The 25,070-nt window shown below is 70.1% G+C and carries 23 protein-coding genes; 13 read left to right on the forward strand and 10 right to left on the reverse strand.

The features are described from left to right. From glgX to ACFWP7_RS20110, 3 genes are all read left to right on the forward strand, one after another. On the forward strand, positions 1–2,041 hold a 2,041-nt coding region (glgX, locus tag ACFWP7_RS20100), incomplete at its 5' end, for a glycogen debranching protein GlgX (protein WP_384382889.1). Between the two features lie 37 nt (positions 2,042–2,078). Next, complete coding sequence (locus ACFWP7_RS20105; protein WP_384382890.1) at positions 2,079–4,673, forward strand: AAA family ATPase; 2,595 nt, start codon at positions 2,079–2,081, stop codon at positions 4,671–4,673. Between the two features lie 158 nt (positions 4,674–4,831). Next, complete coding sequence (locus ACFWP7_RS20110) at positions 4,832–6,229, forward strand: FAD-binding oxidoreductase (protein WP_384382891.1); 1,398 nt, start codon at positions 4,832–4,834, stop codon at positions 6,227–6,229. Positions 6,230–6,249: 20 nt separating this feature from the next. Here ACFWP7_RS20110 and ACFWP7_RS20115 read toward each other — a convergent pair whose 3' ends face one another. From ACFWP7_RS20115 to ACFWP7_RS20130, 4 genes are all read right to left on the reverse strand, one after another. Next, positions 6,250–7,059: an SAM-dependent methyltransferase gene (locus tag ACFWP7_RS20115; protein WP_384382892.1), complete on the reverse strand. Its 810-nt coding sequence runs from the start codon at positions 7,057–7,059 to the stop codon at positions 6,250–6,252. 41 nt (positions 7,060–7,100) lie between these two features. Next, positions 7,101–7,601 (reverse strand): hypothetical protein, encoded by a 501-nt coding sequence (locus ACFWP7_RS20120; protein ID WP_384382893.1) that lies wholly within the window; start codon positions 7,599–7,601, stop codon positions 7,101–7,103. Between the two features lie 157 nt (positions 7,602–7,758). Then, positions 7,759–8,004: a DUF397 domain-containing protein gene (locus ACFWP7_RS20125; protein WP_384382894.1), complete on the reverse strand. Its 246-nt coding sequence runs from the start codon at positions 8,002–8,004 to the stop codon at positions 7,759–7,761. Between the two features lie 3 nt (positions 8,005–8,007). Then, complete coding sequence (locus ACFWP7_RS20130; protein ID WP_384382987.1) at positions 8,008–8,829, reverse strand: helix-turn-helix domain-containing protein; 822 nt, start codon at positions 8,827–8,829, stop codon at positions 8,008–8,010. 300 nt (positions 8,830–9,129) lie between these two features. On the opposite strand from ACFWP7_RS20130, the gene ACFWP7_RS20135 reads away from it, so the two are divergent. Continuing rightward, positions 9,130–10,542, forward strand: coding sequence for a hypothetical protein (locus ACFWP7_RS20135; RefSeq protein WP_384382895.1), 1,413 nt, complete (start codon positions 9,130–9,132; stop codon positions 10,540–10,542). Positions 10,543–10,577: 35 nt separating this feature from the next. Here the strand turns inward: ACFWP7_RS20135 and ACFWP7_RS20140 are convergent, their stop codons facing one another. Continuing rightward, complete coding sequence (locus tag ACFWP7_RS20140) at positions 10,578–11,390, reverse strand: SDR family NAD(P)-dependent oxidoreductase (protein WP_384382988.1); 813 nt, start codon at positions 11,388–11,390, stop codon at positions 10,578–10,580. Between the two features lie 152 nt (positions 11,391–11,542). Here ACFWP7_RS20140 and ACFWP7_RS20145 point away from each other — a divergent pair, with 152 nt between their 5' ends. From ACFWP7_RS20145 to ACFWP7_RS20155, 3 genes are all read left to right on the forward strand, one after another. Beyond that, the gene (locus tag ACFWP7_RS20145) at positions 11,543–12,097 is read left to right on the forward strand and encodes an ATP-binding protein (protein WP_384382896.1); all 555 of its coding nucleotides are present in this window, start codon (positions 11,543–11,545) and stop codon (positions 12,095–12,097) included. Between the two features lie 65 nt (positions 12,098–12,162). Then, positions 12,163–12,666 (forward strand): DUF6624 domain-containing protein, encoded by a 504-nt coding sequence (locus ACFWP7_RS20150; RefSeq protein ID WP_384382989.1) that lies wholly within the window; start codon positions 12,163–12,165, stop codon positions 12,664–12,666. A gap of 190 nt (positions 12,667–12,856) precedes the next feature. Beyond that, entirely contained in the window at positions 12,857–13,375 is a 519-nt protein-coding gene (locus tag ACFWP7_RS20155) for a hypothetical protein (protein ID WP_384382897.1), read from the forward strand. A gap of 82 nt (positions 13,376–13,457) precedes the next feature. Here ACFWP7_RS20155 and ACFWP7_RS20160 read toward each other — a convergent pair whose 3' ends face one another. The 3 genes from ACFWP7_RS20160 to ACFWP7_RS20170 form a co-directional block, all read right to left on the reverse strand. Further along, positions 13,458–14,000 carry a hypothetical protein gene (locus ACFWP7_RS20160; protein ID WP_384382898.1) on the reverse strand — a complete coding sequence of 181 codons (543 nt, stop codon included), beginning with the start codon at positions 13,998–14,000 and terminating at the stop codon, positions 13,458–13,460. Positions 14,001–14,089: 89 nt separating this feature from the next. After that, entirely contained in the window at positions 14,090–14,917 is an 828-nt protein-coding gene (locus ACFWP7_RS20165) for an SAM-dependent methyltransferase (RefSeq protein ID WP_384382899.1), read from the reverse strand. A 164-nt stretch (positions 14,918–15,081) separates the two neighbouring features. Further along, the gene (locus ACFWP7_RS20170) at positions 15,082–15,288 is read right to left on the reverse strand and encodes a hypothetical protein (RefSeq protein ID WP_384382900.1); all 207 of its coding nucleotides are present in this window, start codon (positions 15,286–15,288) and stop codon (positions 15,082–15,084) included. A gap of 203 nt (positions 15,289–15,491) precedes the next feature. Here ACFWP7_RS20170 and ACFWP7_RS20175 point away from each other — a divergent pair, with 203 nt between their 5' ends. Continuing rightward, positions 15,492–15,719 (forward strand): chaplin, encoded by a 228-nt coding sequence (locus tag ACFWP7_RS20175; protein ID WP_384382901.1) that lies wholly within the window; start codon positions 15,492–15,494, stop codon positions 15,717–15,719. Positions 15,720–15,770: 51 nt separating this feature from the next. Here ACFWP7_RS20175 and ACFWP7_RS20180 read toward each other — a convergent pair whose 3' ends face one another. Then, positions 15,771–17,300: a M81 family metallopeptidase gene (locus ACFWP7_RS20180; RefSeq protein WP_384382902.1), complete on the reverse strand. Its 1,530-nt coding sequence runs from the start codon at positions 17,298–17,300 to the stop codon at positions 15,771–15,773. Positions 17,301–17,334: 34 nt separating this feature from the next. Continuing rightward, on the reverse strand, positions 17,335–18,522 hold the full coding sequence (locus tag ACFWP7_RS20185) for an ROK family protein (protein WP_384382903.1): 1,188 nt from the start codon (positions 18,520–18,522) through the stop codon (positions 17,335–17,337). A gap of 201 nt (positions 18,523–18,723) precedes the next feature. Here ACFWP7_RS20185 and ACFWP7_RS20190 point away from each other — a divergent pair, with 201 nt between their 5' ends. The 5 genes from ACFWP7_RS20190 to ACFWP7_RS20210 are packed head-to-tail and all read left to right on the forward strand — an operon-like array spanning position 18,724 to position 25,033. Beyond that, positions 18,724–20,517: a peptide ABC transporter substrate-binding protein gene (locus ACFWP7_RS20190; RefSeq protein WP_384382904.1), complete on the forward strand. Its 1,794-nt coding sequence runs from the start codon at positions 18,724–18,726 to the stop codon at positions 20,515–20,517. 4 nt (positions 20,518–20,521) lie between these two features. Then, entirely contained in the window at positions 20,522–21,481 is a 960-nt protein-coding gene (locus ACFWP7_RS20195; protein ID WP_384382905.1) for an ABC transporter permease, read from the forward strand. Then, positions 21,478–22,347 (forward strand): ABC transporter permease, encoded by an 870-nt coding sequence (locus ACFWP7_RS20200; RefSeq protein WP_384382906.1) that lies wholly within the window; start codon positions 21,478–21,480, stop codon positions 22,345–22,347. The genes ACFWP7_RS20195 and ACFWP7_RS20200 overlap by 4 nt, the downstream gene beginning before the upstream one ends. Further along, on the forward strand, positions 22,344–24,089 hold the full coding sequence (locus ACFWP7_RS20205; protein ID WP_384382907.1) for a dipeptide ABC transporter ATP-binding protein: 1,746 nt from the start codon (positions 22,344–22,346) through the stop codon (positions 24,087–24,089). The genes ACFWP7_RS20200 and ACFWP7_RS20205 overlap by 4 nt, the downstream gene beginning before the upstream one ends. 29 nt (positions 24,090–24,118) lie before the next feature. After that, positions 24,119–25,033 carry an ROK family protein gene (locus ACFWP7_RS20210; protein ID WP_384382990.1) on the forward strand — a complete coding sequence of 305 codons (915 nt, stop codon included), beginning with the start codon at positions 24,119–24,121 and terminating at the stop codon, positions 25,031–25,033. Positions 25,034–25,070 lie beyond the last annotated feature (37 nt).

Consider the following 25,070-nt stretch of genomic DNA (forward strand, 5'->3'; position numbering starts at 1 on the left):
GTGTCGATGGTCAGCGTGGCGGTGCGTTCCTCGCACCGTCACGCTCACCGAGGTCGACGGCTTTGTCTGGCACGGCTATCTGCCGGGAGTCGGGCCGGGGCAGCGCTACGGCTACCGGGTGCACGGACCCTGGGCCCCGGCCGCCGGACACCGCTGCAATCCGGCGAAGCTGCTGCTCGACCCGTACGCCAGGGCGGTCGACGGCCAGCCGGACAACGACGCCTCCCTCTTCGAGCGCGCGGCGCACGGGCCCGATCCGGCGGACAGCGCCGATCACACCCTGCTCGGCGTCGTGACCGACCCGTTCTTCGACTGGGGCTACGACCGGCCGCCGATGCGCCCGTACGCCGAGACGGTGATCTACGAGGCCCATGTGCGGGGACTGACCCGTACGCACCCGGAGGTCCCCGCCGAACTGCGTGGCACCTACGCCGGGCTCGCCCACCCGGCGGTCATCGAGCACCTGACCTCGCTCGGAGTCACTGCGGTCGAGCTGATGCCGGTGCACCAGTTCGTCCAGGACGGTTTCCTGCGTGACCGTGGGCTGTCCAACTACTGGGGCTACAACACGATCGGCTTCTTCGCGCCGCACAACGCGTACGCGGCGCACGGCACGCGCGGGGAGCAGGTCACCGAGTTCAAGTCGATGGTGAAGGCCCTGCACGCCGCCGGCCTCGAAGTGATCCTCGACGTCGTCTACAACCACACCGCCGAGGGCAACGGATTCGGCCCCACGCTCTCCTTCCGCGGGATCGACAACGCCTCCTACTACCGCCTGGTGGAAGGCGACCAGGCGCACTACTACGACACCACAGGTACCGGGAACAGCCTGCTGATGCGGCACCCGAACGTGCTTCAACTGATCATGGACTCGCTGCGGTACTGGGTCACCGAGATGCGCGTCGACGGGTTCCGCTTCGATCTGGCGGCCACCCTGGCCCGGCAGTTCCACGAGGTGGACCGGCTCTCCGCCTTCTTCGACCTGATCCAGCAGGATCCGGTGGTCGGCCGAGTGAAGCTCATCGCCGAGCCCTGGGACGTCGGCGAAGGCGGCTACCAGGTCGGCAACTTCCCGCCCCTGTGGTCGGAATGGAACGGCAAGTACCGTGACTGCGTACGGGACTTCTGGCGCTCCGACGACCACACGCTCGGCGAGTTCGCCTCCAGGCTGACCGGCTCCTCGGACCTCTACCAGCACGACCGGCGGCGGCCCCGCGCCAGCATCAACTTCGTCACCGCGCACGACGGATTCACCCTGCGCGACCTGGTCTCGTACAACGACAAGCACAACGAGGCCAACGGCGAGGACAACAAGGACGGCGAGAGCACCAACCGTTCCTGGAACTGCGGCGCCGAAGGTCCCACCGACGACGAAGGGGTGCTGGAACTGCGCGCCCGCCAACAGCGCAACCTCCTCGCCACCCTGCTGCTGTCCCAGGGCATCCCGATGCTCGCCCACGGCGACGAACTGGGCCGCACCCAGCTGGGCAACAACAACGCCTACTGCCAGGACAACGAAGTCTCCTGGATCGACTGGCGGTTGAGCGAAGAACAGCGCGAGCTCATGGACTTCACCCGGCGCGCCATCGCATTGCGCGCCGCTCATCCCGTCCTGCGCCGCCGCCGCTTCTTCCTCGGCGACACCCCGAGAGACGAACACCAGCCGCTGCCCGACCTGATGTGGCTGCGCCCCGACGCGGGGGAGATGACGGACGAGGACTGGCTGCGCCCCGACGCCCACGCCGTCGCCGTCTTCCTCAACGGCGACGCCATCGCCGAACCGGACCCCTTCGGCGACCCGGTGCTCGACGACTCCTTCCTGCTGCTCCTGAACAGCCACTGGGAGCCGGTGACCTTCCGCCTTCCCGACGTGTCCTACGGCGAGCGGTGGACCGTACGGATCGACACCGCGGATCCGCAGGGGCTGCCGGACGAGTCCGAACGCAAGGCGGACACCGATGTCCGCGTCGAGGCACGCAGTCTGCTGCTGTTGTCCCGGCCCCACCGGGGTGAGGCGGTGAAGGCGCGGTCCTCGTTCTGACGTACTGGACGGGCGTCGCGCGTGCCAGAATCGTCCCGTGGAACGGGGGCTCCTCGAGCGCGACCACGAGCTCGCCCAACTGGCAGCCGCCGCGCGCGAAGCGGCCGACGGCGCCGGATCCGTGGCGCTCGTCTTCGGAGAGGCCGGCATCGGCAAGTCCAGCCTGGTGAAGGTACTGCCGGAGGTGCTGCCCCCCGACGCACGCGTGCTGCTGGGGGAGTGCGACGACCTCACGACCCGACGGCCACTGGGGCCCTTCCGTGATCTGGTCGGGAGCGTGGGCCCGGAACTCGCGCGGGTGCTCACCGTGGGAGGCGACCGCCATCTGGTGTACGACGCCCTGCGGGCGGAGCTGAGAAGAGCGCCGCATCCTGCGGTACTCGTCGTCGAGGACGTGCACTGGGCCGACGAGGCCTCCCTCGACGCACTGCGCTTTCTCGTCCGCCGGGTGGAGCGGCTCCCCGCCGTGCTGGTCCTGACCTACCGGGACGACGAGTTGGGCCGCGAACACCCGCTGCGCCACCTGCTCGGTCAGGTGTCCCGGGCGGAGCGCGTGCACCGTCTGCCGCTGTCCCGGCTCTCCCCGGGCGCCGTGCGCCGGCTCTCCGCGGCCAGTGAACTGGATCCGGTGCAGGTGTACGAGGTGACGTCGGGCAACCCGTTCTTCGTGGCCGAGGTGGTGGCGGCAGGCGGTACCGGTGGTGTGCCGCCGACGGTGGTGGACGCCGTACTGGCCCGGCTGCGGGGACTGGACGACACCACCAGGGATGCCCTGGAGCAGCTGGCCGTCGTCCCCTCCGCGGTGGAACGCCCGCTGGTCAAGGCTCTGTTGAGGGACGACGTGGCCGAGCTGGCGGCGGCCGAGCAGCGCGGGCTGATGGTCGTCACCCCCGAACGGGCGGACTTCCGGCACGAGTTGATCCGCCGCGCCATCGCCGACTCCCTGCCCGCCGCACGGCGGATCGAGCTGAACCGGAGCGTACTGGCCGCGCTCGTCGCCGTACCGGGCTCCGACGCCTCCCGGATCGTCCACCACGCGGCGGAGGCAGGCGACCTGGAGGCGATCGCCCGGCACGGCCCAGGCGCCGCACACGACGCGTCCCGCGCGGGCGCCCACCGCGAAGCCGCCGCCCATCTCGGGCTCGTACTCCGTCACCGTGAGCGGCTCACCCCGGCCGAGCTGGCCGGACTCCTTGAGCGGTACGCGGTGGAGAGCTACACCATCGCGGACTCCGTGGCCGCCGTCGAAGCGGAGCGCGAGGCGGTCGCGCTGCGCCGGTCCCTGGGAGACGCGCGGGCGCTCGGCGCGGACCTGCGGTGGCTGTCGCGGATCCACTGGTGGGCCGGTGACGCCGAGGAGGCGCGGACGGCGGCGAGGGAAGCCATCGCCGTACTGGAGGGGGCGGGCGACGACCGGCTGCTCGCGCTCGCTCTGAGCAACACCTCCCAGCTGCACATGCTCTCCGACCGGCATGCGCAGGCGATCGCGTTCGGCGAGCGAGCCATCGACCTGGCCCGTCGGGAGGGCGACGCGGAGATCCTCGCGCACGCCCTGAACAACGTCGGCTCCGCCCGCTGGCGTGCCGGGGACCCGCTGGGGCGGGCGCAGGTCGAGGAGAGCCTGAAGGTGGCCCTGGGAGCGGACGAGGTCGAGCACGCCTGCCGGGCCTACGCCAACATCATCTGGAGCCTGCTGGAGAACCTGGAGTTCGCCGAGGCGGACCGCTTCCTGGCCCCGGCGATGGAACTGGCCGACCGGGCGGAACACCTGGGCTTCCTCAGCTATCTCAACGTCGAGATGGCCCTGCGGCGGTTCGCCGCCGGTGCCTGGGACGACGCCGAGAAATACGCCGAGGTCGGTGCGCACGACTTCGTGCCCGCCCGCTGTCCCGCGCTGACCGTGCTGGGCCGGGTACGGGTGCGCCGCGGCAGGAGCGGCGGCGACGAACTGCTCACGCAGGCCTGGGAGATCGCGGTGCGCAGCAGCGAACTCCAGCGCACCGGACCGGTCGCGGCCGCCCGGGCGGAGTCGGCCTGGCTGCGCGGCGATCACCCCGCGGTGACCGCCGCCGTGAGCACCACGTTCGCGGAGGCCTGTCGGCTGGATGCCGCGGCGCACCGGGCGGAACTCGGCTACTGGCTCGCCAAGGCCGGGCAGCCGGTTCCCGCGGACGGATCGGAGCATCCGTACGCGCTCCAGACCGCGGGGCACTGGCGCGCAGCGGCACGAGCCTGGCAGGCGGCCGGATGCCCCTACGAGCATGCCGCCGCCCTCGCCGAGAGCCCGGACCCCGACGACAAGCTAGGCGCCCTCGCCGAGCTGGACACGCTGGGCGCGGAGCCGCTCGCCCACCTGATCCGCACGGAGCTGCGCGCACTGGGCGTGCGCCGGATCCCGCGGGGCCCGCACGCGGCGACACGGGAGAATCCCGCAGGTCTCACGGAACGCCAGTTGCAGGTCATGGGGCTGCTGGCGCAGGGGATGACCAACGTCGAGATCGCCGAGCGGCTCGTGGTGTCGGTGCGCACGGTCGACAACCACGTCTCCGCCGTCCTGGACAAGCTCGGCGTCCGCACCCGGCGCGAGGCCGCCGCCCGTGCCGTGCAGCTGGGCATGCTGCCCCGTCGGTGAAAGGTAGGTAGCCGCCGGGGCGAGGTGGGTGGCGGGCACGGATATCCGCGTACCACGAACCGGACTAGAACAGGCGAATCGGATCCATCAGAGGGAGACTGGAACGGGGGACCCGGACAGGGGAACCCGGAACCGCTCCCCGGACACGGGGGACGCACATGTCCATTTCGCCTGCACAAGCAGCAAGTCAGGAACTCGCTGGATTCAAGGGCAAGTTGATCGGCCCGAACGACTCCGGGTACGACGAGGCCCGCAGTGTGTACAACGGGATGATCGACAGGCGGCCCGCCCTGGTGGCGCTCTGTACGAGCGCCGACGACGTCTCACAGGTGGTGGGCTTCGCCCGCGACCACGGCCTCCCGCTCGCGGTCCGCGGCGGTGGCCATCACGGAGCGGGCCTGGGCACCTGCGACGAGGGCGTGGTCCTCGATCTCTCCCTGCTCAAGGACGTCGAGGTCGATCCGCGGGCACGCACGGTACGGGTCGCCGGCGGCTGCGTCTGGGGCGAGGTCGACCGCGCCACCAACGTGCACGGTCTGGCCACACCGAGCGGCATCATCTCCACGACGGGCGTCGGAGGCCTCGCCCTCGGCGGCGGTCTCGGGCATCTCACCCGCAAGTGCGGGCTCACCATCGACAACATCATCGAGGCCGACCTCGTACTCGCGAGCGGCGAGCAGGTGCACGCGAGCGCCGACGAGAACACCGACCTGTACTGGGCGATCCGCGGGGGAGGCGGCAACTTCGGAGTCGTCACCTCGTTCCTCCTGCGACTGCACGAGGTGAACACGGTCGTCGCGGGCCCCACCTTCTGGCCCGTCGAACTCACCGCCGAAGTCCTGCCCGCCTACCGGGATTTCATCTCCCACGCGCCCCGCGAGCTGAACGCCTTCTTCCTGATCGGGTCCGTCCCGCCGGCCCCGCCGTTCCCCGAGGAACTCCATCTGCGCAAGGTCTGCGGCGTCGTATGGTGCTACATCGGAGACGACACGGACGAGGCCGCGCGACTGATGGCACCGCTCCTCGACGGCCTGCCCCAGCCGCTGCTGCACGGCCCCGCGCCGATGCCGCACCCCGCGATCCAGTCGGCCTTCGACCCGGTCTACCCGCCCGGCGACCAGTGGTACTGGCGTGCGGACTTCGTCAACGACATCCCCGCCGAAGCGGTCGACGCACATGCCAAGTTCGGTGCCGAACTGCCTTCGTGGAAGTCGACGATGCACCTATACCCGATCGACGGCGCCGTCCACGACCACACCCCGACGGAGACCGCGTGGAGCTACCGCGACGCCCGCTGGGCGTCCGTCTTCGCCGGCGTGGACCCCGACCCGGCCAACGCCGACCTCATCAAGCGGTGGACGGTCGACTACTTCGACGCACTTCACCCGTACTCCGCGGGCGGGGCCTACGTGAACATGATGATGGACGAGGGCCAGGAGCGCGTGCGGGCCAGCTATCGCGACAACTACGCACGCCTGGCCCGTATCAAGGCCGACCGCGACCCCGACAACCTGTTCCGGCTCAACCAGAACATCGAACCGGCGCCGGGGTCCTGACGGTCACAGCGTCCTGACCGTCACAGCTTGCGGGCCACACCGCCGTGGACGTCCGTGGGCTCGGGCGAGGTACCGGGCTCCGGACGCCACAGCGGGCACGACACGATGCCGGGCTCCACCAGTTCGAGGCCTTCGTAGTACGCGCCGACCTGCTCGGGACTGCGCAGCACGTACGGCACGGCGCCGGTGTCGTCGTAGCCCTGCTGGGCCTCCTTGAGCGCGGCGTCGGTGTCGGTGCTGTCGTAGTGCACGAAGTAGCTGCCGGAGGGCAGCGCGGCCTGGAGCCGGCTGACGATCGACTTGGCCTCCTCGTAGTCCTGGACATGGCCGAGAATGCCCATCAGCATCAGGGCGACCGGCTGGTCGAAGTCCAGGATCTCCGCTGCCGCCTCGATGATCTTCTCGGGCTCGTGCAGGTCGGCGTCGATGTAGTTCGTGACGCCCTCGGGAGTGCTGGTGAGCAGGGCCTGCGCGTGGCGGAGCACCAGAGGGTCGTTGTCCACGTACACGATGCGCGACTCGGGCGCGATGCGCTGGGCGACCTGGTGGGTGTTGTCGTACGAGGGAAGGCCGGTGCCGATGTCGAGGAACTGGCGGATGCCGAGTTCGGCCGTCACGAAGGTCACCGTGCGGATCAGGTAGTCGCGGGAGGCGCGGGCCATCGTCTCGATGTTCGGGGCGACTTCGCGGTAGGCGTCGCCCGCCTCCCGGTCGACCTCGTAGTTGTCCTTCCCGCCCATCCAGTAGTTCCAGATGCGGGCCGAGTGCGGCACCGTGGTGTCGATCTTGGACAATGCCTCTTGGTCGGGGGTGGGCCGGCCGTCTGTCATGGGATATCTCCTACCGTTACCGTGCGTCACGCGGTCTGTCGCTAACCTATCGTCAACGTCTGTGTGCAGCGCCTGAGTTGGGGGCGGGGCGGCGTGGGGCCGTGGATCGGTCGGCCTGGGTCTCCCGCGTCGAAGGTCACGACGGGGGCGTGCTCGGCCAGGGTGCGGAACGCCCGCTCGTACGCACTGACCGCCTCGGCATCGTCGTCCGCCGTGCCTCTCACATGGACGAGCGCGCCGTCGCGCTCGGCGACCGACTCGGCGAAGTCGAGCGCCTGGATCCAGGTCACCCGGGAGCACCCACGGCGCAGTGGCCCGTAGACGAGCTCGTGGATGAGGCCGCCGTCGACGGCCAACCGGCCCGGGGCGTCGAGGAGTTCGCGGTAGGGGCGGATCGGGTCCACGTGGTGGAGGTGCCCGCGCGAGCGCCGGATCAGGAATCCATGCTGGGTGAGTTCGGTGGTCAGGCCGCTCCTGCCAATGCCGTCCGGGCCCTCGACGACCAGCGTCCGGCACTCGGTGAGGGCCTGGTGGAGGAGCATCCCCGCACCCACTCCCTTCGCAGGACGACCGACTTCCTCAGTATGGAGGGGACAACCCGCACGGCGGGAGGGTGCGTGCGGGTTGTCCGGTTGTGCAGCCGTGGTGGCGGCCCGCGGGTGACGCGGTGGCGGCGCTACGGCAAAACGATGGCGGGCCTCAGGCGATCAGGAAGTCCGCCTGGCCCGACTTGGCGCCCTGGAGGAACGAGACCATTTCGTCCCGGGTGTACACCAGCGCGGGACCCTCCGGATCCCTGGACTGACGGAAAGCGACACTGCCGTCGGGCAGCCGCTTCGCCTCGACGCAACTCCCGCCGTTGGTACCGCTCCAGGGCTTCTGCCAGCCCTCGGTACCCAGGTCGACGGCCGGCATGCCGCTGTGGATGGGGCCCATGGGTTCCATGGATCACAACTCCTTACGCAGTTCAGCCAGGATGGTCCTGGTTCGAGCGACCGGCTCCGCCTGCACGGACATCCGGTCCAGTACTTCGAGATAGGTGACGACGTCGTCGGGACGGTCGACGTAGACCGCGCCGGCGAGGCTCTCGGTGTAGATGACGTCGGGCAGTTCGGAGAAGCCGAAGCGGAAGTGGTGGAAGGGACCGAACGCGCCGGGGTGTGCCCCCACCTCGAAGCGCATGATCTGGATTCTGACCTTCGGCATGTCCAGGACCTCCTGGAGCCGGTCGATCTGAGCCCGCATCACCTCGACGCCGCCCACGGGACGGCGCAGCACCGTCTCGTCCAGGATGGCCCAGATCGCGGGCGCGTCCGGCTTGGCGAACAGGTCCTGGCGCCTGACGCGCAGGTCGACGCGGCGGGCGATCTCCTCCTTCGACTCGTTGGGGAAGCCGACCCGCATGAGCGCGGTGACGTAGTCGTACGTCTGCAACAGGCCGGGAACGTAGTGGGGTTCGTAGAGACGGATGACGCTGGCTTCGCTCTCCAGGCTCACGTAGGCGCTGAACCAGTCGGGCAGCACGTCGCGGTACTTGTACCACCACCCCGGCTGGTTGGCTTCCCTGGCCATGGTGAGGAAGTCGTCGATCTCCGCCGCCGGAACGCCGTAGGTGTGCAGCAACTCCCTTACGTACGGGATGCGGAGTCCGACCTCGGCCTTCTCCATCCTGCGAACGGTGAGGGGTGTGACCTCGATCGCGCGGGCCGCGTCCTCGAAGGACACCCCGGCCGTCTCCCGCAGGTGCCTCAGCCGTTTGCCGAGAACCATCCGCAGGACGGTCGGTGCGCTGCCGCCGGAGCGGTTGTCGCTCACGTCCTACCTCCCTGAACGGCAATCACAGCGTGCAGTGTGCCACGCGGTCGTTGACAGAGACAGAGCGATGCGGATCATTCTGAAATTATCAGAACGCCGGTTGCATGTTGAGTGTGTCGACCACCATAGTGATCGAGTGACCTGTCGCACCGTCAATGGTGAGAAAGGGTCAGCTGTGTTGGGCCGTACGGGAATTGGTGCATCGGGGCACATACGGCCGGATGCGGCTGCACGTGACCGTGATGCGAGACCGGGATGGCCACCGTGACCGACGGACAATCGAGGAATCCGGGCAGGGCACCCGCAGGGGCCAACAAGGCGCTGGCGGTGGCCCTCAAGGACGCTGCCTGCTCCTACGCCTCACTCGCCCTCCGGGTCAATGAACTGGGCCGCCGTCAGGGCGCCGACTCCCACTACGACAAGGCATCGGTCACTCGCTGGCTCCAGGGCCAGCAACCACGGGGCACCACACCCGAGTTGATCGCAGCTGTGCTGTCCGAGCGGCTCGGCCGCGCCGTGTCGCCCGCGGACCTCGGCTTTCTCGCCGATCAGCAGCGCCCCGTCGCGGGCCGGGCGCTGGTCTACGGCGAGGACGTCGCAGAAACTCTTCACACCCTGGCCGAGCTGGGGTCCACCGACATCTCCCGCCGCAGCCTCCTCGGCTCGGTCCCCTTCGTCCCCGCCGCGCTGACGATCCCCCAACGTGAGTGGCTGCTCTGGCTGTTGGAGCACCAGGACGACGACCGGCCGAATCTGGCGGCGAGCGGCGGACCGGTCGAGCAGGTCCACGCGATGATCGCCATGTTCGACCAGATGGACAACCACTACGGCGGCGGCGGAGTGCGCACCAGCATCATTCACTACCTCTCCACCGAGGTCGTCCCGATGCTGCAGCGGCGCGGTACGCCGCCGCATCTGCAGCGCTCGTTGTACGCCGCCGCCGCGCGCCTGGCCGCGATGGCCGGCTGGAGCTCGTACGACGCGGGGGAGTACGGCCTCGCCCAGCGCTACATGACCCAGGCGCTGCGCCTGTGCGCCGAAGGGTGCGACCGGGTCCTCGGCGGCCAGATTCTGGCCGGGCTCTCCCATCTGGCCACCAACCTCGGCCGCCCCGACGAGGGGGTGGCCCTGGCCCGGGCCGGTATCGCCACCGCGAAGGACGCGGGCAGCCCGCTCGGTCTGATGCGCCTGTACGCGATGTCGGCGCGCGGACACGCCGCCCAGGGCCGCTCGGGCGAGGCCACCGAGGCCCTGCGCATGGCGGAGCGGCAACTGGACGCCAGCCGGGGATCCGGGCAGGAATCCGCCTGGGTGCGCTACCTCGACCATCACTATCTCCAGGCCGAGTCTGCGCTCTGCTTCCGCGACCTCGGGCTTGCCGCGCAAGCGGAGCGCACGGCGGGCGAGTCGCTGAGCGCCAACGATGACCGGCGCAGGCGCCAGGCCATCAGCCGGTCCGTGCTGGCGACCGCCCATCTCCAGCAGGGCCGCCTCGACGAGGCCCTCGGCACCGCCACCGAGGCTCTCGACACCTTGAGCACGGTGCACAGCGAGCGGTCCATCCAGGCCTTGCGCGACTTCCGCGGGCGGCTGGAGTCGCGCCGTGCCGAGCCTCTTGTGCAGGACTTCGAACGCAAGGCCCGTCCGGTGCTGGGGGCGGTGGCATGACGGAGCGACCTCGTGTCCTGGAAACCCCCGGTCTCTTAGTAGCCGTCGGGCGAGGGCGCGTTCTGGGCCCGGTCGACGGGGAGATGTGCTCCGGAGATCCCGCTCGACCAGTCGGACAGCAGGAAGGCCACCACACGGGCGACCTCCTGGGGCGCGACCGGCTGTCCGCCCGGGAACTCCGCAGCCAGGAATCCGGCGAAGGCCTCGGGGTCCTCCCGCCGCATACGGTCCCAGCGCCTGCCCGGGATGAGCATCGACCCGGGCGAGACCGCGTTCACCCGGATCCCGTCCGGACCCAGCTCCCGGGCGAGCGATGCCGCCAGGTGGATCTGTGCGGACTTCGCGACCCCGTACTGGATGGGCGGACCGGGCTTCCAGCCGGAGATCGACGAGATCACCACGACCGAGCCGCCGCCGGCGGCCCGCAGGTGCGGGACCGCGGCGCGCACCAGCCGTGCCGTGTGGCCGACGTTCACTTCCCAGGTGGCCGCCCAGTCCGCGGCCTGTGCCTGCTCGAAGGAGCCCCCGCGAGATCCGCCCGCGCAGGCCACCACTCCATCGAGACCGCCGAAACGGTTCGCTGTGGCCATGACAAAAGACTCCAGGTGCTCCGGCTCGGTGACATCGAGCGGCTGGGTGAACAGGGGAACGTCCAGCGAGCCGGCCAGTGCCGCCAAGGCGAGCGGGGTGCGTGCACAGGTCGCCACCTGCGCCCCCTCGGCCGCCAGCAGCCGCACGATCTGCTCACCGAGCCCTCGGGTGCCACCGGTGACCAGTACGCGCTTGCCGCGCACCCCGGGCCACCCGGCGCCACCACTTCGGTGCACCCCTGCTCGGCCCTCGCTCACATCCCTCACATGATCGAACATACCTGCCACGCCACTACGGGCCAGCAACCGGACAACCCCTGTTCCCCCTGGTCCCCGCCCTGGTCCGGCGTGTTGGCTGCAGAAGTAGCCATCGAGACCGTCCCCACCGTGCTGTACTCGAAGGAGGATCGATGACGGCATTCAGGGCGCATCGCCGCGGGCCGTCGCCCTCACTGGCACGTGACGTTCACTCGGCCGATGATCACGCACCGGCGGGGCGGAGCAGGCCCGCAGGGGCCGCGGTGACTCCGGTTGCCCCACTGATCCCCGAGAGCAGGACCCACCTCCTGCGGACGACGGTCCCTGCCCACCCGTCACGCGCGTCGGGCGTGCGGTCGATGGTGGCCGAGTACCTGACGCGCCTGTGCGTTCCGGCGGAGAGCGTTGACAACGCTGTCTTGGCGACGGGCGAGCTGTTCGCCAACGCCATCAGACACGGCAGCCGCCCCGGCGCGGGCGACTCGATCACCGTCACCGTCGAGTGCACCCGGCGCGACCTGCGCGTGACGGTCGCCGACCGCTCGTCCGCCCTACCGCGCCCCCGTACGGCGGCGAGAGCCGAGGAGTCGGGACGCGGACTGGCCATCGTGGCCGCGCTGGCCGACGACTGGGGCATCGCGCCGCCCGAACCCGGCACCACGGGCAAGAGGGTGTGGTTCGCGCTGGTGCTTCAGGAGACGCGATGAAGAGTTCCGCGGGTCACCTGGCCGCCAGTCCTGACGCGCGGCGAGACCGGGCGGAGGAGCGCCGGATGGTTCCGGCGCTCGCGACGGCGCTCGCCGACGAACTGGAGCGCAGGGCCGACGAGGAGCGTCGCCTGATGCGGCAGGCCGAGGCCAAGCCCGCCCCGCAGTCCCGTCGTGCCATCAACGAGCGCCGCGGGGCCAACGCCGCGGCCCTCAGGGCGATCGTCGACCACCATGGCTGGCCGGCCGCCGACCTCGTCGGCACACCCGCCTCCACGGCAGCCCTCGTGATCCTTCTGCACGCCGCGGACCTCGATTTCCAGCTCAAGTGCCGCGATCTGATCGCGCAGGCCGCGGCAGACGGGCGCTGTCCCGCCCTGCACCACGCCTATATCGCCGACCATTGCGCCGTCGAACAGGGGCAGCCGCAGTTCTACGGCACCCGCGTCAATCCCGTGACCCTGCGCCCTTATCCGATCCGCCGACCGCAGACCCTCGACGAGCGCCGCCACGATGTCGGCCTGGGCCCGCTCGACGAGCAGATGCGGACGCTGCGCGCGGGCGAGTGAGACAGCCGGGGAACGTGATGTGCGGCACGTACCGAAAGGCCGGCGAACCGCCCCGCGAAGGGTTGTGGCTGCGCACGGCTTGATCGACGATCAAGCAGAGGGAAATCCCTGGCCACGGCATGTCCCGCTCATTTGACACTGCGTCGGGAGCACAGATAGGAAACAGCTCTCTGAGGTGGAGAGGTGCACTGTGCGCGAGCTGAACGTGGTCGGGGACTGGCAGGAGTACGAGGAGCATGCCGGCCTGCGCGTCCGCGTCCACGGCGTGGAAAAGGCGGAGCCACCACGAGGGCGTGACGACGCCGCCGAGGAACTCACCTACTTCCGATTTCGCGTCACCGTGGAAAACCGCACGGGTGAGCACTTCGGTATCCATCTCGAAGACGGTCAGATCGATATCCGCGTCGGCGACGACGGCGAGAGCGCGTTCCTCGACTGGCGGAACTCGCAGTTCATCGAGGGCTACGACCTCTACCCGCTGCGCCGGGCCACCTCCGTCCTGTACGCCGCCTGCCCCGACGCCCGGCTGTCCCGGGTGGACATCCAGATCCAGCTGAAAGTCGACGAGGAGTGGACCGAGCGCTATCTGTGGGCCGGCGGAATCGCCTCCTGCGAGCTTCCCGTGGACACCGGAGAGCGTCCCGACCCGGGCAGGGACAGCCTGGCCTGCCAGGTGAGCAACTTTCTGCGGAAGGAAGCGGGGCCGTGAACCGCGCGATCCGGCGGCCGGGGCGCGCCTGCCTCCGGCACGGTCGGCGGTTTCCCGCACGCCAGGACGTGCCGGGCAGTCCTCAGTGGTCCGCGGCCGGGTTTCCCTCGACCCACTGAATGAGCAGTTGGCGCACATAGGGGTTGCCCTCCTGGGCGGCGTGCGCGAGCCGCTCGGAGCCCGCCCGCGCCGCCCGCCAGGCCGCCGGCGTGTCCTCCGCGTGCGCGTGGTCCGCGGCGCCGAGTGCGTCGGCCGCGAGACCCCGCAGTTCCTCGGCCAGATCGTCGTCGGCCGCGGCCCGGTGCGCCTCCAGACGGAGGGCCGCCAGGTCCCGGGAAGAAGCGGAAGGCAGCGCCGCGGGCTGGGCGTATCCGCTGACGGCGATGACGACACAGAAGGTGGCGACGTCCTGGCGGCTCTCGCGCTGTCCCTTCGCGACGGCGGGCGCGAGCCATTTCGGTGCCCGCCAGTGCGAGACCGAGGTGGCCACGAGGAGGGCGACGGCAAGCACCACGAGGGGAATCCAGCCACCCAGGGAGAAACCGATGGGTCCGAGCACCAGAAAGCAGACCCCGCTGAGCATCCAGATGCGACGGCGGCCGAGTCTCAGGTGTCGGGGATCCATACGGTTCAGTGTCGCAGGAGGGCCTGTTCCGGAGTGAGGGGGCGGGTGATTTCGCGCAAGGGCTCACCGCCCCATCAGGTACGTCCGGATCAGGACACCTTGCGGCCCACCCCGCCGTAGGCGTCGACGGCGATGTCGGTGCCCTCGGAACCCCCGGCGTCCGGACGCCACTTCGTGACCTGGACGATGCCCGGCTCCACCAGATCGAGCCCGTCGAAGAAGCCGCCGATCTCCTCGACGCTGCGCACGTAGTACGGCACGGCGCCGCTGGAGTTGTACGCGTCCGAGGCGGCGACCATTGCCTCACTGGTGGCGGTGCCGTCACTGATCACGAGGTAGCTGTCCGCGGGGAGCCCGCCCAGGATCCGGGACACCAGACCACGCGCCTGGTCGTGGTCGGCGACGTGGCCGAGGGTGTTGAGGATCATCAGCGCGACCGGCTGGGACAGGTCGAGCGTGTCCGTGGCGGCTTTGAGGATGGCGTCGGGTTCATACAGGTTGGCGTCGAGATACGCGGTCCGGCCCTCCGGAGTGCTCGTGAGCAGGGCGCGGGCGTGAGTGAGCACCAAGGGGTCGTTGTCGACGTACACGATCCGCGCGTCCGGTGCGAACCGCTGGGCCACCTGATGGGTGTTGTCGGCGGTCGGCAGACCCGTGCCGATGTCCAGGAACTGGCGGATGCCCTGGTCCACTGTCAGATGCCGGACCACGCGCCCCAGGAAGTGGCGGCTGGTGCGTGCCACGTCAACCAGCCCGGGGGCTATCTCCTTGATCTGGTCGCCGATTTCGCGGTCGACCTCGTAGTTGTCCTTCCCACCGATGAAGTAGTTCCAAAAGCGCGCCGAGTGCGGCTTGGTGGTGTCGATACGAGCACGCAGCTCGGCGGCGACAACGAGTTGAGGGTCCGGGTCCGACACGAGGGCGCCTCCTGCGCAGCGGTGTTCGACGGTCGGTCATCAACCTAGTCGAACGGGTGCGCTCCACGCCTCGATCCGATGCCCCAACTCCTCGCAGGGATACGGATTTTGGCCAAGCGGCCGGAGGACTCCGGCCGCTTGGAGGGACTAGCGGAATTTCGAACCTAGGGCAGCAGCTTGTCAAGGGCCGCGGGCCCCTCCACCGCCAGTTTGCGCTCGGCCCAGGCGAGGTTCTTCGGGGTGATGTCCCGGCCTGCCGCGAGGACCAGGTCCTCGGGCGTCACATCGCCTCCGGAGCCGGTGTGCAGCAGCGCGTCGGGGGTCGCCATGTCGTCGGACGGCAAGGACGAATCGGGCTGGCTGGTTGACATGATCTCTCCCTGTTCCACCTGATCTCCTCTCACGCTACGGGTATTCCGCGCGCCCCGCGCCCCGCGTGACGCATCCTGCCCAGGCGCAGCTCAGGTGGCCCTCGCCGGGGAGCGGCCCCGTTCGGGCGTACAGCAATGTCGTCCGGCGGCCGTCGAGGTGATGGTGGAGGCACTCGCAACCCCGCGACTGATCGGAGCTTGTCATGCGTATCCGTCTGATGGCCGCCACCGGGCTGGCGGGCGCCGCCCTGCTGCTCACCGCCGGAACCGCCGCGGCCGACCCCCACCCGAACGGTGTCGCCGTGGACAGCCCCGGTGTCCTGTCAGGCAACGTCGTCCAGATCCCTGTCGACCTCGACCTCAATGTCTGCGGCAACTCCATCAACGTGGTGGGGCTGCTGAACCCGGCCTCCGGGAACGAGTGCCCCTGATTGGAGTGCGGTGCCGGGCAGGGATTCCCTGCCCGGCGTTGCTCCGCCCACTCAGTCGTCCTCCCCGGTGAGCGGCTCGTTCGAGGGCGCGATGAGCCGGGCCGTGAGGTCGGGCTCGGTCATGTCCGGGTCGAACGGGAACATGGGGCGGCGGATACGGCGGTGGCCCAGCCGGACCAGGTCCTGGTCGACACCTCCCGGGGTGAGCGCGAGCTTCCAGCCGGCGGACATGTCGAACAGCTCCGGTTCGAGGTAGCCGATCTTGACGATGACGACGTCGGCGCTCCGCGGGTCGAGCGCGAGGTCGGTGAAGTCGTGCTCGTGGTGGTACGGCTTGCGCAGCCGGGTCAGGATCACGTGCACGCTGCCGACCCGCAGGACGACCTCGGTCCCGGCGTCCCGGTCCCCGTGCCGCACCGCGTGGACCACCCCGGTCATCGTGAGCGGCCCGGCATGCCGGTCGTCCACCTCCGCTCCGGCCGTGACCGTGGCGGTCGCACCGACGCCCGCCTTCTCGGCGGCCTCGACGGCGTCCGGGCCCGGCACCGACGCGTAGATGACCACAGGGCCTGACGGGTCCTTGAACTCCGGCCGGGCGAGCACGCGTTGGAGCCCCCAGGTGACATCTCCGGCGCCGCCCGCCGTCGGGTTGTCGCCGGTGTCGCTGACGAAGTACGGCCGGGCGTCGGCGGAGGAGGCGAGCGCCTCGTCGAGGCACTCGTCCAGCGACCCGGTCGGTGCGACGAACGCGAACGCGCGCCGTGCCTCCCAGAATCCGCGGGCCAGCCGCTCCGCACCCGCGGTGACGGCGGGCGCGGACGGGCCGGTGACGAGGACCGCGGCCCGGTTGCGCGGCTCGTCCGCCCAGGCGTATCCGACCCAGATCGCGGCGTCCAGGACGCCGTCCGTCGCCTCCACCTCCTCGACCGCGGCGTAGACGCTCCTGGCCGGTTCGATGCGCGTGGAGGTCTGCTCGCCGGCCAGCAGGACGGGCACCGGGATCCAGGCCTTGACCGGCCGGGGCGCACCCGTCGTGAGCAGGTTCACGAGATTGCGTGCGGCCCGCTCCTTCGTCTCCAGGTGGTCCTCGTGCGGGGCCATCCGGTAGCAGGTGATCAGGTCGCTCATGTGGGCCAGTTCGCGCGACACGTTGCCGTGCAGGTCCATCGAGGTGGACACGATCACCTCGGGCCCGACGGCCGCGCGGACCCGGGCCAGCAGGACGGCCTCGGCGTCGTCGATGCCCTCCACCGTCATGGCGCCGTGGATGTCGTACCAGAGGCCGTCCAGACGCGGCACGTCCGCGAGCCGCTCGACGAGTTCGTCGCTCAGCTCGGCGAACGCGGCCGCGGTCACCGTGCCGCCGGGCAGTGCCTTGCCGACGAGCGCGCCGTGCCACTCGGCGGCCTCGCGCAGCGGTGTCCGGGGTGCGAGGAAGGGATAGCGCGTCAGGACGTCCTCGCCGCGCAGTGGATGGAAGGCGGGAGCGTCGGTCCGCGCGGGCGAGAACGTCGACGACTCGATGCCGAGTCCGGCGATGGCGATGACGGGACGGGCGATGGCTGTACGGGATCGCGGCATGGCTCCTCCTTGCGACATGGCCTTGGCCGGTGGGTCAGGTGGTGGTCACGGCCTGGAGCGCGTGCGCCAGGGCGTGCTGGAGCGCGAACTGCCCGGCGCCGACGAGCCCGGCATCGGCCCCGAGGCTCGCCCGCTCGATCACCAGATGCTTGGTCACCAGCGGATGGCAGCCCTCGTACAGCTGACTGCGTACGGCGGCGACGAACGGTTCGAGGGTGGAGACGATGCCCCCGAGGTACACGGCGTCGGGGTTGAAGAAGTTGACGTTCGCGGCCAGCACCATGCCGAGGTAGCGGCCGGCCTGGCGGACGGCGCGGGTCGCCTCCGGGTGGGCGTCGGACGCGAGACGGACCACGTCCTCGATCGACGTGACGTCGAGTCCCTTCTCGTGCAGGATCCGGACCAGCGCCGCGCCCGAGGCGACGGTCTCCAGACAGCCGGTGTTGCCGCAGGAGCAGGGGATGGCGTGTCCCGCCTCGACCCGTACGTGGGTGATCTCGCCCGCGGCGCCGGACCCGCCCCGGTACAGCCGCCCGTCGACGATGACGCCCGCCCCGATCGCGGAGCCCGTCTTCACCATGATCGACTGCCGTCGTCCGGCGGGCCGGACGCTGTGCTCGCCGACGGCCATGCAGTTGGCGTCGTTCTCGATCGCGGCCGGCACGCCGAAGCGGTCCTGAAGCCAGGCCCGGACGGGAAACCGGTTCCAGCCGGGCATGCGGGACGGCAGTGTCACCACGCCGGAGGCCACGTCGACCGGCCCCGGCAAGCAGAGGCCGACACCTCTGAGCAGGTGCCGGCCGTGCTGCTCCGCGAGGGACTCCAGTGTCTCGGCGAGCCCGGGAAGCGCGGCCTCGGGCCCGTCAGCCGTCGGGAACGGCACGGTCGAGACATCGGTGATCCCGCCACCGGGGAGTACGACGCCGACGTGAGCATGTCTGCCGCCGAGCTCGGCGGCGATCGCGAACCCCTCGCTGCCGCCGAGGCGCAGCACCTTGCGCGGGCGGCCTCCGGTCGAGGAACGCGTGCCCTCCTCCGCGACGAGCCCGAGGGCGACGAGCTGGCCGACCGTGAGCGAGATCGTCGACGGCGCGGCGCCGAGCAGTTCGGCGAGCTCGGTGCGGGTGCTCGCCTGTCCGGAGGCGAGCAGTTCGAGGACACGCTCGGCCAGCGACGAGACACCGGTGACGCCCCTGCGGTGCGTCCCGCCCTTGTCAGGCATGGGTTTTTTCAGTCATGGGCGAAATAACCTCCGACGTGGGGTCCGAGGCGATGAGAGTACGTCCAGAAGCGGTGCTTCCACTTTTTTCAGAACAGCAGAAACAGGCTTTTTACAGGAACGCGTCTGTTTCTTCGACCAGTCGGGCCGTTGACTGGCTCCCGCCACCCGCCGTTGTTCCCCCTGCGGATCCTGAGGAGAGCCATGTCCCCTGCTCGCACGACACTTGTCGCCGGTGCCGTCGTCACGGCGGGCGCACTGCTGCTCGCCGGATGCTCAGGGACGGGCGGCACCTCGTCCGCGTCCCCCGACTCCATCAACTACGCGCTGCCCGCGAACTTCACCCCGAACTGGATCCTGCCGATCGGCACCGCGGCCCACCTCAACACCAACAACAGCTCCATCTCCGACAGCCTGTGGGAGCGCCTGGTCGCGTACGACGGCTCCACCGGCAAGGTCGCCTGGAACAAGAACGCGTCGATAGCCACCGCGGCCGACTTCGCGAGCGACGGCAAGAGCGTCGACATCACGCTGGGCGACCGCACCTGGAGCGACGGCAAGCCGATCACCTCACGTGACGTCGAGTTCTGGTTCAACCTCATCAAGGCGAACAAGGAGGAGTGGGCGGGCTACAACCCCGGCAAGGCGCCGGACAACTGGACCTCGCTCAAGACGGTCGACGACCGTCACTTCACCATCACGTTCGACAAGGCCTACAACTCGCAGTGGATGCTCGCCAACGAGCTGACCGACATCCACCCGCTCCCGCAACACGCCTGGGACAGGACGAGCGCCACGGCCGCGGTGTCGGACGCCGACCGGACGGCCGCGGGCGCCAAGCAGGTGTGGACGTACCTCAACAACGCGGCGAAGAACATCTCCGGGTACGCGAAGGACTCGCTGTGGAAGACCATCAGCGGCCCGTACTCGGTCAAGTCCTTCTCGACCTCCGGCAAGGTCGTGCTCGCCGCCAACAAGAAGTACGACGGCGGTGAGAAGCCCGGCATCGCGACCGTGAACCTGCTTCCGTTCACCACGGCCGACGCAGAGAAGAACGCGCTGCGCTCCGGGAGCGTCGACTACGGCTACATCGAGGCGACCGACCTCGACCAGAAGGACAGCTTCACCGCGCAGGGCTACTCGGTGAAGCCGTGGTCCGGCTGGGCGATCACCTATATGCCGTACAACTTCAACAACCCTTCCATGGGCGCCGTGTTCAAGCAGTTGTACGCCCGCCAGGCGGTCCAGAAGTCGATCGACCAGGACAGCCTGGCGAAGGTCATCTTCAACGGGACCGCCGTCGCGGGCTACGGCCCGATCCCGCAGGGCCAGTCCTCGGACTTCCTCTCGCCGACGCAGAAGAACAACCCGTACCCGTTCTCGACCTCGGCCGCCAAGTCACTGCTAACCAGCCACGGTTGGACCGAGCAGGACGGCGTCATGGTCTGCACGGACGCCGGCAGCGGTGCCGCGCAGTGCGGCGCGGGGGTCGCCAAGGGCACCAAGTTCCAGATGGAGGTGCTGTCGCAGTCCGGCTCGGCGGTCACCGACAACATGATGAGCGCGATCCAGTCCTCGCTGGAGAAGACCGGGATCAAGTTCACCATCAAGACCGCGCCCGTGAACTCGGTGCTGTCCCAGACCCCGCCGTGCACGGCGAGCGAGTCGATCTGCAAGTGGCAGCTCTCGTTCTTCGGCACCGCGGGAAGCTGGTACTTCAACGCCTTCCCCACCGGTGACTCGCTCTTCCAGACCAAGGGCGGCTCGAACTTCGGCAACTACTCCAACCCGGAGGTCGACCAGCTCATCTCCGCGTCCACGACGTCGAACGACCCGCAGGCGGTGCAGGACTACAGCGCGGCCGTCGCGAAGGACCTGCCGGTCATCTGGCTGCCGGAGCCCGACTACCAGATCTCGGTCGTCAAGGAAGGCCTCGGCGGCTTCTCGCAGGACTCGCTCGCCAACTTCCACCCGGCCCAGTGGAAGTGGAACAGCTGACCGCATGGACACGCTCCTCTATCTGACCCGGCGCGTCCTCCAGTCCCTCGCGGTGATCCTCATCGTGACGGTGGTGGTCTTCTGCCTCCTGCACGCGCTGCCCGGGGGTCCCGCACGCGGGATCCTCGGCCCGCAGGCCACGGCCCAGCAGATCGCGCAGTTCAACCACGAGCAGGGCCTGGACCGTTCACTTCCCGTGCAGTACGTCTACTACCTGCGCACCCTTCTGCACGGCGACCTCGGCACCTCGTACACCCTGAACGAGGCCGTGTCGCGGCTCATCGAGCAGCGCCTCCCCAAGACCCTCGTCCTCACCGTGCTGTCCGCGCTGGTCGGGCTCGCGCTCGCGATCCCGCTCGGCATGTGGCAGGCGGTGCGGCGCAACAAGCCTGCGGACTACGTCATCACGACGCTGAGCTTCGTCGCGTACGCGACGCCGGTCTACTTCCTCGGCCTCGTGCTGGTCCTCGTGTTCACCCAACTCCTGCCCTGGTTCCCCTCGCAGGCGCCCCAGGGCGACACACTCGGGCAGGTGCTCGCACAGCCGAACGCACTCGTCCTGCCGGTCGTCGCGGGAGCCGCCTCCATGGTCGCCGTGTTCAGCCGGTACATGCGCGCCGCGACCCTGGAGAACCTCTCCGAGGACTACGTACGTACCGCGCGGGCCGGTGGCGCACGCCCGCGCGCCATCCTGTGGCGGCACGTGTTCCGCAACTCGCTCACGCCCGTCATCGCGATGCTCGGCTACTACATCCCGGTGCTCTTCGGCGGTGCGCTCGTGGTCGAGCAACTCTTCAACTACCCAGGAATGGGGCTGCTGTTCTGGAGCGCCGCGCAGTCCTCCGACTATCCGGTCCTGCTCGGCTGCGTCCTGGTCATCTCCGTCGCGACCGTCATCGGCACCCTGCTCGCCGACATCGTCCAGCGGATCGTCGATCCCCGAGTGAAGGCGGGCCGGACATGAGTGCCGTACTGACCGTGGAGACCGCCGCCGGCTACAGCCTCTCCGTACGCCGGTTCACGCGGAACAGGCTCGCGGTGGCCGGACTGGCCGTCGTCGTCCTCTTCCTGCTCTTCTGCTTCGTCGGCCCGTGGATCTATTCGACCGACCAGACCCACACGGACCTGACCCAGGTGAATCTCGCGCCGAGCGGCGCGCACCTGCTCGGCACCGACGCCGTCGGACACGACGAGCTCGGACGGCTCATGTTCGGCGGCAAGGTGTCCCTCCTCGTCGGCCTCGCGGCCGGCGTCCTCGCGACCGTCATCGGCACACTCTGGGGAGCGGTCGCGGGATACGCGGGAGGCTGGATCGACGCGGTCATGATGCGCGTCGTCGACGCCGGAATCGCCATCCCGGCGCTCTTCATCCTCCTCGTCGTCTCCGCCATCACCACCCCGGACACCTGGGGCCTCGTCCTCATCCTCGGACTGGTGTCCTGGCTCGTGCCCTCACGCCTCATCCGGGCCGAGACACTCACCCTCAAGGGCCGCGACTACGTGCTGACACTCCGCGCGATCGGCGGCACGCACGGCCGGGCGATCGCCCGCCACATCCTGCCGAACTCGGTCTCGACGATCGTGGTGGCGGCGACGTTCCAGGTCGCCGACGCCATCCTGCTCGTCGCCTACGTCTCCTATCTGGGCCTGGGAGTCCAGCCACCGGCCACCGACTGGGGCGGCATGCTGTCGGCCGGTCTCACCGCCGCCTACTCCGGCCGCTGGTGGCTCATCGTGCCGCCCGGCCTCGCCATCATCGTCGTCGTCTGCGCGTTCAACGCCATCGGCGACGGCCTGCGCGACGCCTTCGACGTACGGGGGCGCGGATGACCGCCGACATCCTGCGGATCGAGAACCTGGGCGTCACGTTCTCGACCGAGACGGGCGCCGTGCCCGCCGTGCGTGATGTGTCGCTGCACGTGCGCCCGGGTGAAACGCTCGCCCTCGTCGGCGAGTCCGGCTCCGGCAAGTCGACGGTCGCGCTCGCCGCGATGGGGCTGCTGCCGGGCAGCGCCCGCGCCACCGGCCGTGCCCTGGTCGACGGGACCGACGTCATCGCCGCCGCCGAGGCCGACCTCATCGGCCTCCGGGGCCGTACGGCGTCGATGGTGTTCCAGGAGCCGGCGACCGCACTCGATCCGCTGACCCGGATCGGCGCGCAGATAGCCGAAGTCGTACGTAACCACCGGCACGTCACTTCCAAGGACGCGGCCCGGGAAGCGGTCGAACTCCTGCGCCGCGTCGGCATCCCGGACCCGGAGACGAGGGCGTCCGCGTTCCCCTTCCAGCTCTCCGGCGGACAGCGGCAGCGCGTGGTCATCGCCATGGCGATCGCGAACGCGCCGAGTTTGCTCATCGCGGACGAGCCCACCACCGCGCTCGACGTCACCGTGCAGGCCGAGATCCTCGACCTGCTGCGCGCACTGGCCGCCGACTCCGGCACGGGGGTTCTGCTGGTCACCCACAACATGGGGGTCGTGGCGGACTTTGCGGACCGCGTCGCCGTGATGCTCCAGGGAGAGGTCGTGGAGACGGGTCCGGTGCAGGAGGTGCTGCTGCGACCCACGCACGAGTACACCCAGCGGCTGCTGAAGGCGGTGCCACGGTTGACGGTTGCCGAGGTTGCCGAGGTCGCTGGGCCCGGAGCGGTGCGGGACGGGCCCGTCCACGGTCGGCTCTCCGACGGCCCGGTGGTGGATCTGCCGGGGGCGGTGCGGGACAGCCCCGTCGACGGCCGGCCCTCCGCCGATCCAGTGGTGGATCTGCGGGAGGTGTCGGTGCGGTTCGGGCGTGGGCCGCGGGCCGTACGGGCGCTGAGCGACGTCTCGCTCACGGTCCGGCCCGGCGAGACCGTCGGCCTCGTCGGCGAGTCCGGCTCGGGCAAGTCGACCGCGGCCCGTGTCGCCCTCGGCCTACTGTCGCCGTCGTCCGGTTCGGTCGCGCTCTTCGGCGCCGACCTCGGCCGGACCCGGGGACGGGCCCGCCGCGCCCTGCTCTCCGGCGTCGGTGTGGTCCTCCAGGACCCGGTGGCCTCCCTCGACGCCCGGATGAGCGTGGGGGAGTGCGTCGCCGAGCCGTTGCGTGTCCACCGCCGCGGGATGTCATCGGCGGAGCGCCGGGCCCGGGTCGGCGAGGTGCTCGAACTCGTCCGGCTGCCGAGGGACTTGGCGCAGCGCGGCCCGCGCGAGCTGTCGGGCGGCCAGCGTCAGCGGGTGAGTCTCGCCCGCGCTCTGGTCCTTGAGCCGCGGCTGCTGGTCGCCGACGAGCCGACGAGCGCGCTCGACGTGAGCGTGCAGCAGTCGGTACTGGAAGTGATCGCCGAGCTCCAGGACGAGCTGGGCTTCGCCTGTCTGTTCGTGTCCCACGACCTCGCCGTCGTACAGCAGTTCGCTCAGCATGTCGTCGTCATGCGTGCCGGGCGCATCGAGGAGGAGGGCAGTACCGCGACCACGCTCCTGCACCCGAGGACGGACTACACGCGCCGACTCATCGCCGCCGTGCCCGTGCCCGACCCGGTCCTGCAACGCCGACGGCGCGAGGAACGGCAGGCCGTCCAGGGGGTGAAGGCGTGAGCACATCCGAAGTCCGCCCGGCGCCCGAGGTGTTCGCCGGTGTCGACATCGGCGGCACGACCACACAGGTCCTGCTCTGTACGGCCGACCTCGACGTGGTCGACTCCATGGAGGTGCCGACACCGGCGAGCGAGGGCGGGCAGGCGATGGTCCGCGCCGCGCTCGATGCACTCGGCGTCCTGCGGGCCCGGGTGCCCGCACGGCTGCTCGGGATCGGCATCGGCGCGGCCGGCGTCGTGGACAGCCGCGCCGGGCGCATCCTCGTGGCGAGCGACTCCTTCAACTCCTGGGCCGGCTTCGCGGTGACGGCGACCGTGGAGGAGGCGCTCGGCGTGCCCGCTTTTCTCGACAACGACGTGAACGCCTTCCTCCGCGGCGAGGTGGCCAAGGGCGTGGTCAGGGGCGAACCGTACGTGCTCGGGATGACGCTCGGCACGGGCGTCGGCGGTGCGCTGTGGCTGAATGGCGAACTGCTCGACGGCCCGCACGGAGCGGCGGGCGAGGTGGGCCACGTCCCGGGTTTCGGAGACCTTCCCTGCACCTGCGGCGGCCGCGGGCACCTGGAGACACTCGCCTCGGGCCGCGCGATCCGGGCGAGGTACGGCGAGCGGACCGGACGGCTTCTCACCGCACGAGGTGTCGCGGAGGCGGCAGTCGACGGTGACCCCGACGCGATCGCCGTGTACGAGGCGGCGGGCGCGGGAGTGGCACGCGCGATCCTGATCACAGCGGGCCTGGCCGACATCACGACGGTCGTGATCGGTGGCGGTGTCAGCGGGGCATGGGATCTGCTCCAGCCATCGATACGGGCCGCACTCGCCGCCGAGCCGCCCGTCAGCGGGCATCCGATCCGGGTCGTGCAGGCCGGGCTCGGTGGCGGGGCCGTCGCGATCGGGGCCGCCTCCCGTGCCCGTACGGAACTCGGCGTGGTCGCACAGGTGTAACTGTCCTGTCCTGGATGCCGAGTTGACGCCTGGCGTT

Origin of the sequence: Streptomyces sp. NPDC058470 (genome assembly GCF_042721055.1) — a bacterium.
In the GTDB taxonomy this organism is placed as follows: domain Bacteria; phylum Actinomycetota; class Actinomycetes; order Streptomycetales; family Streptomycetaceae; genus Streptomyces.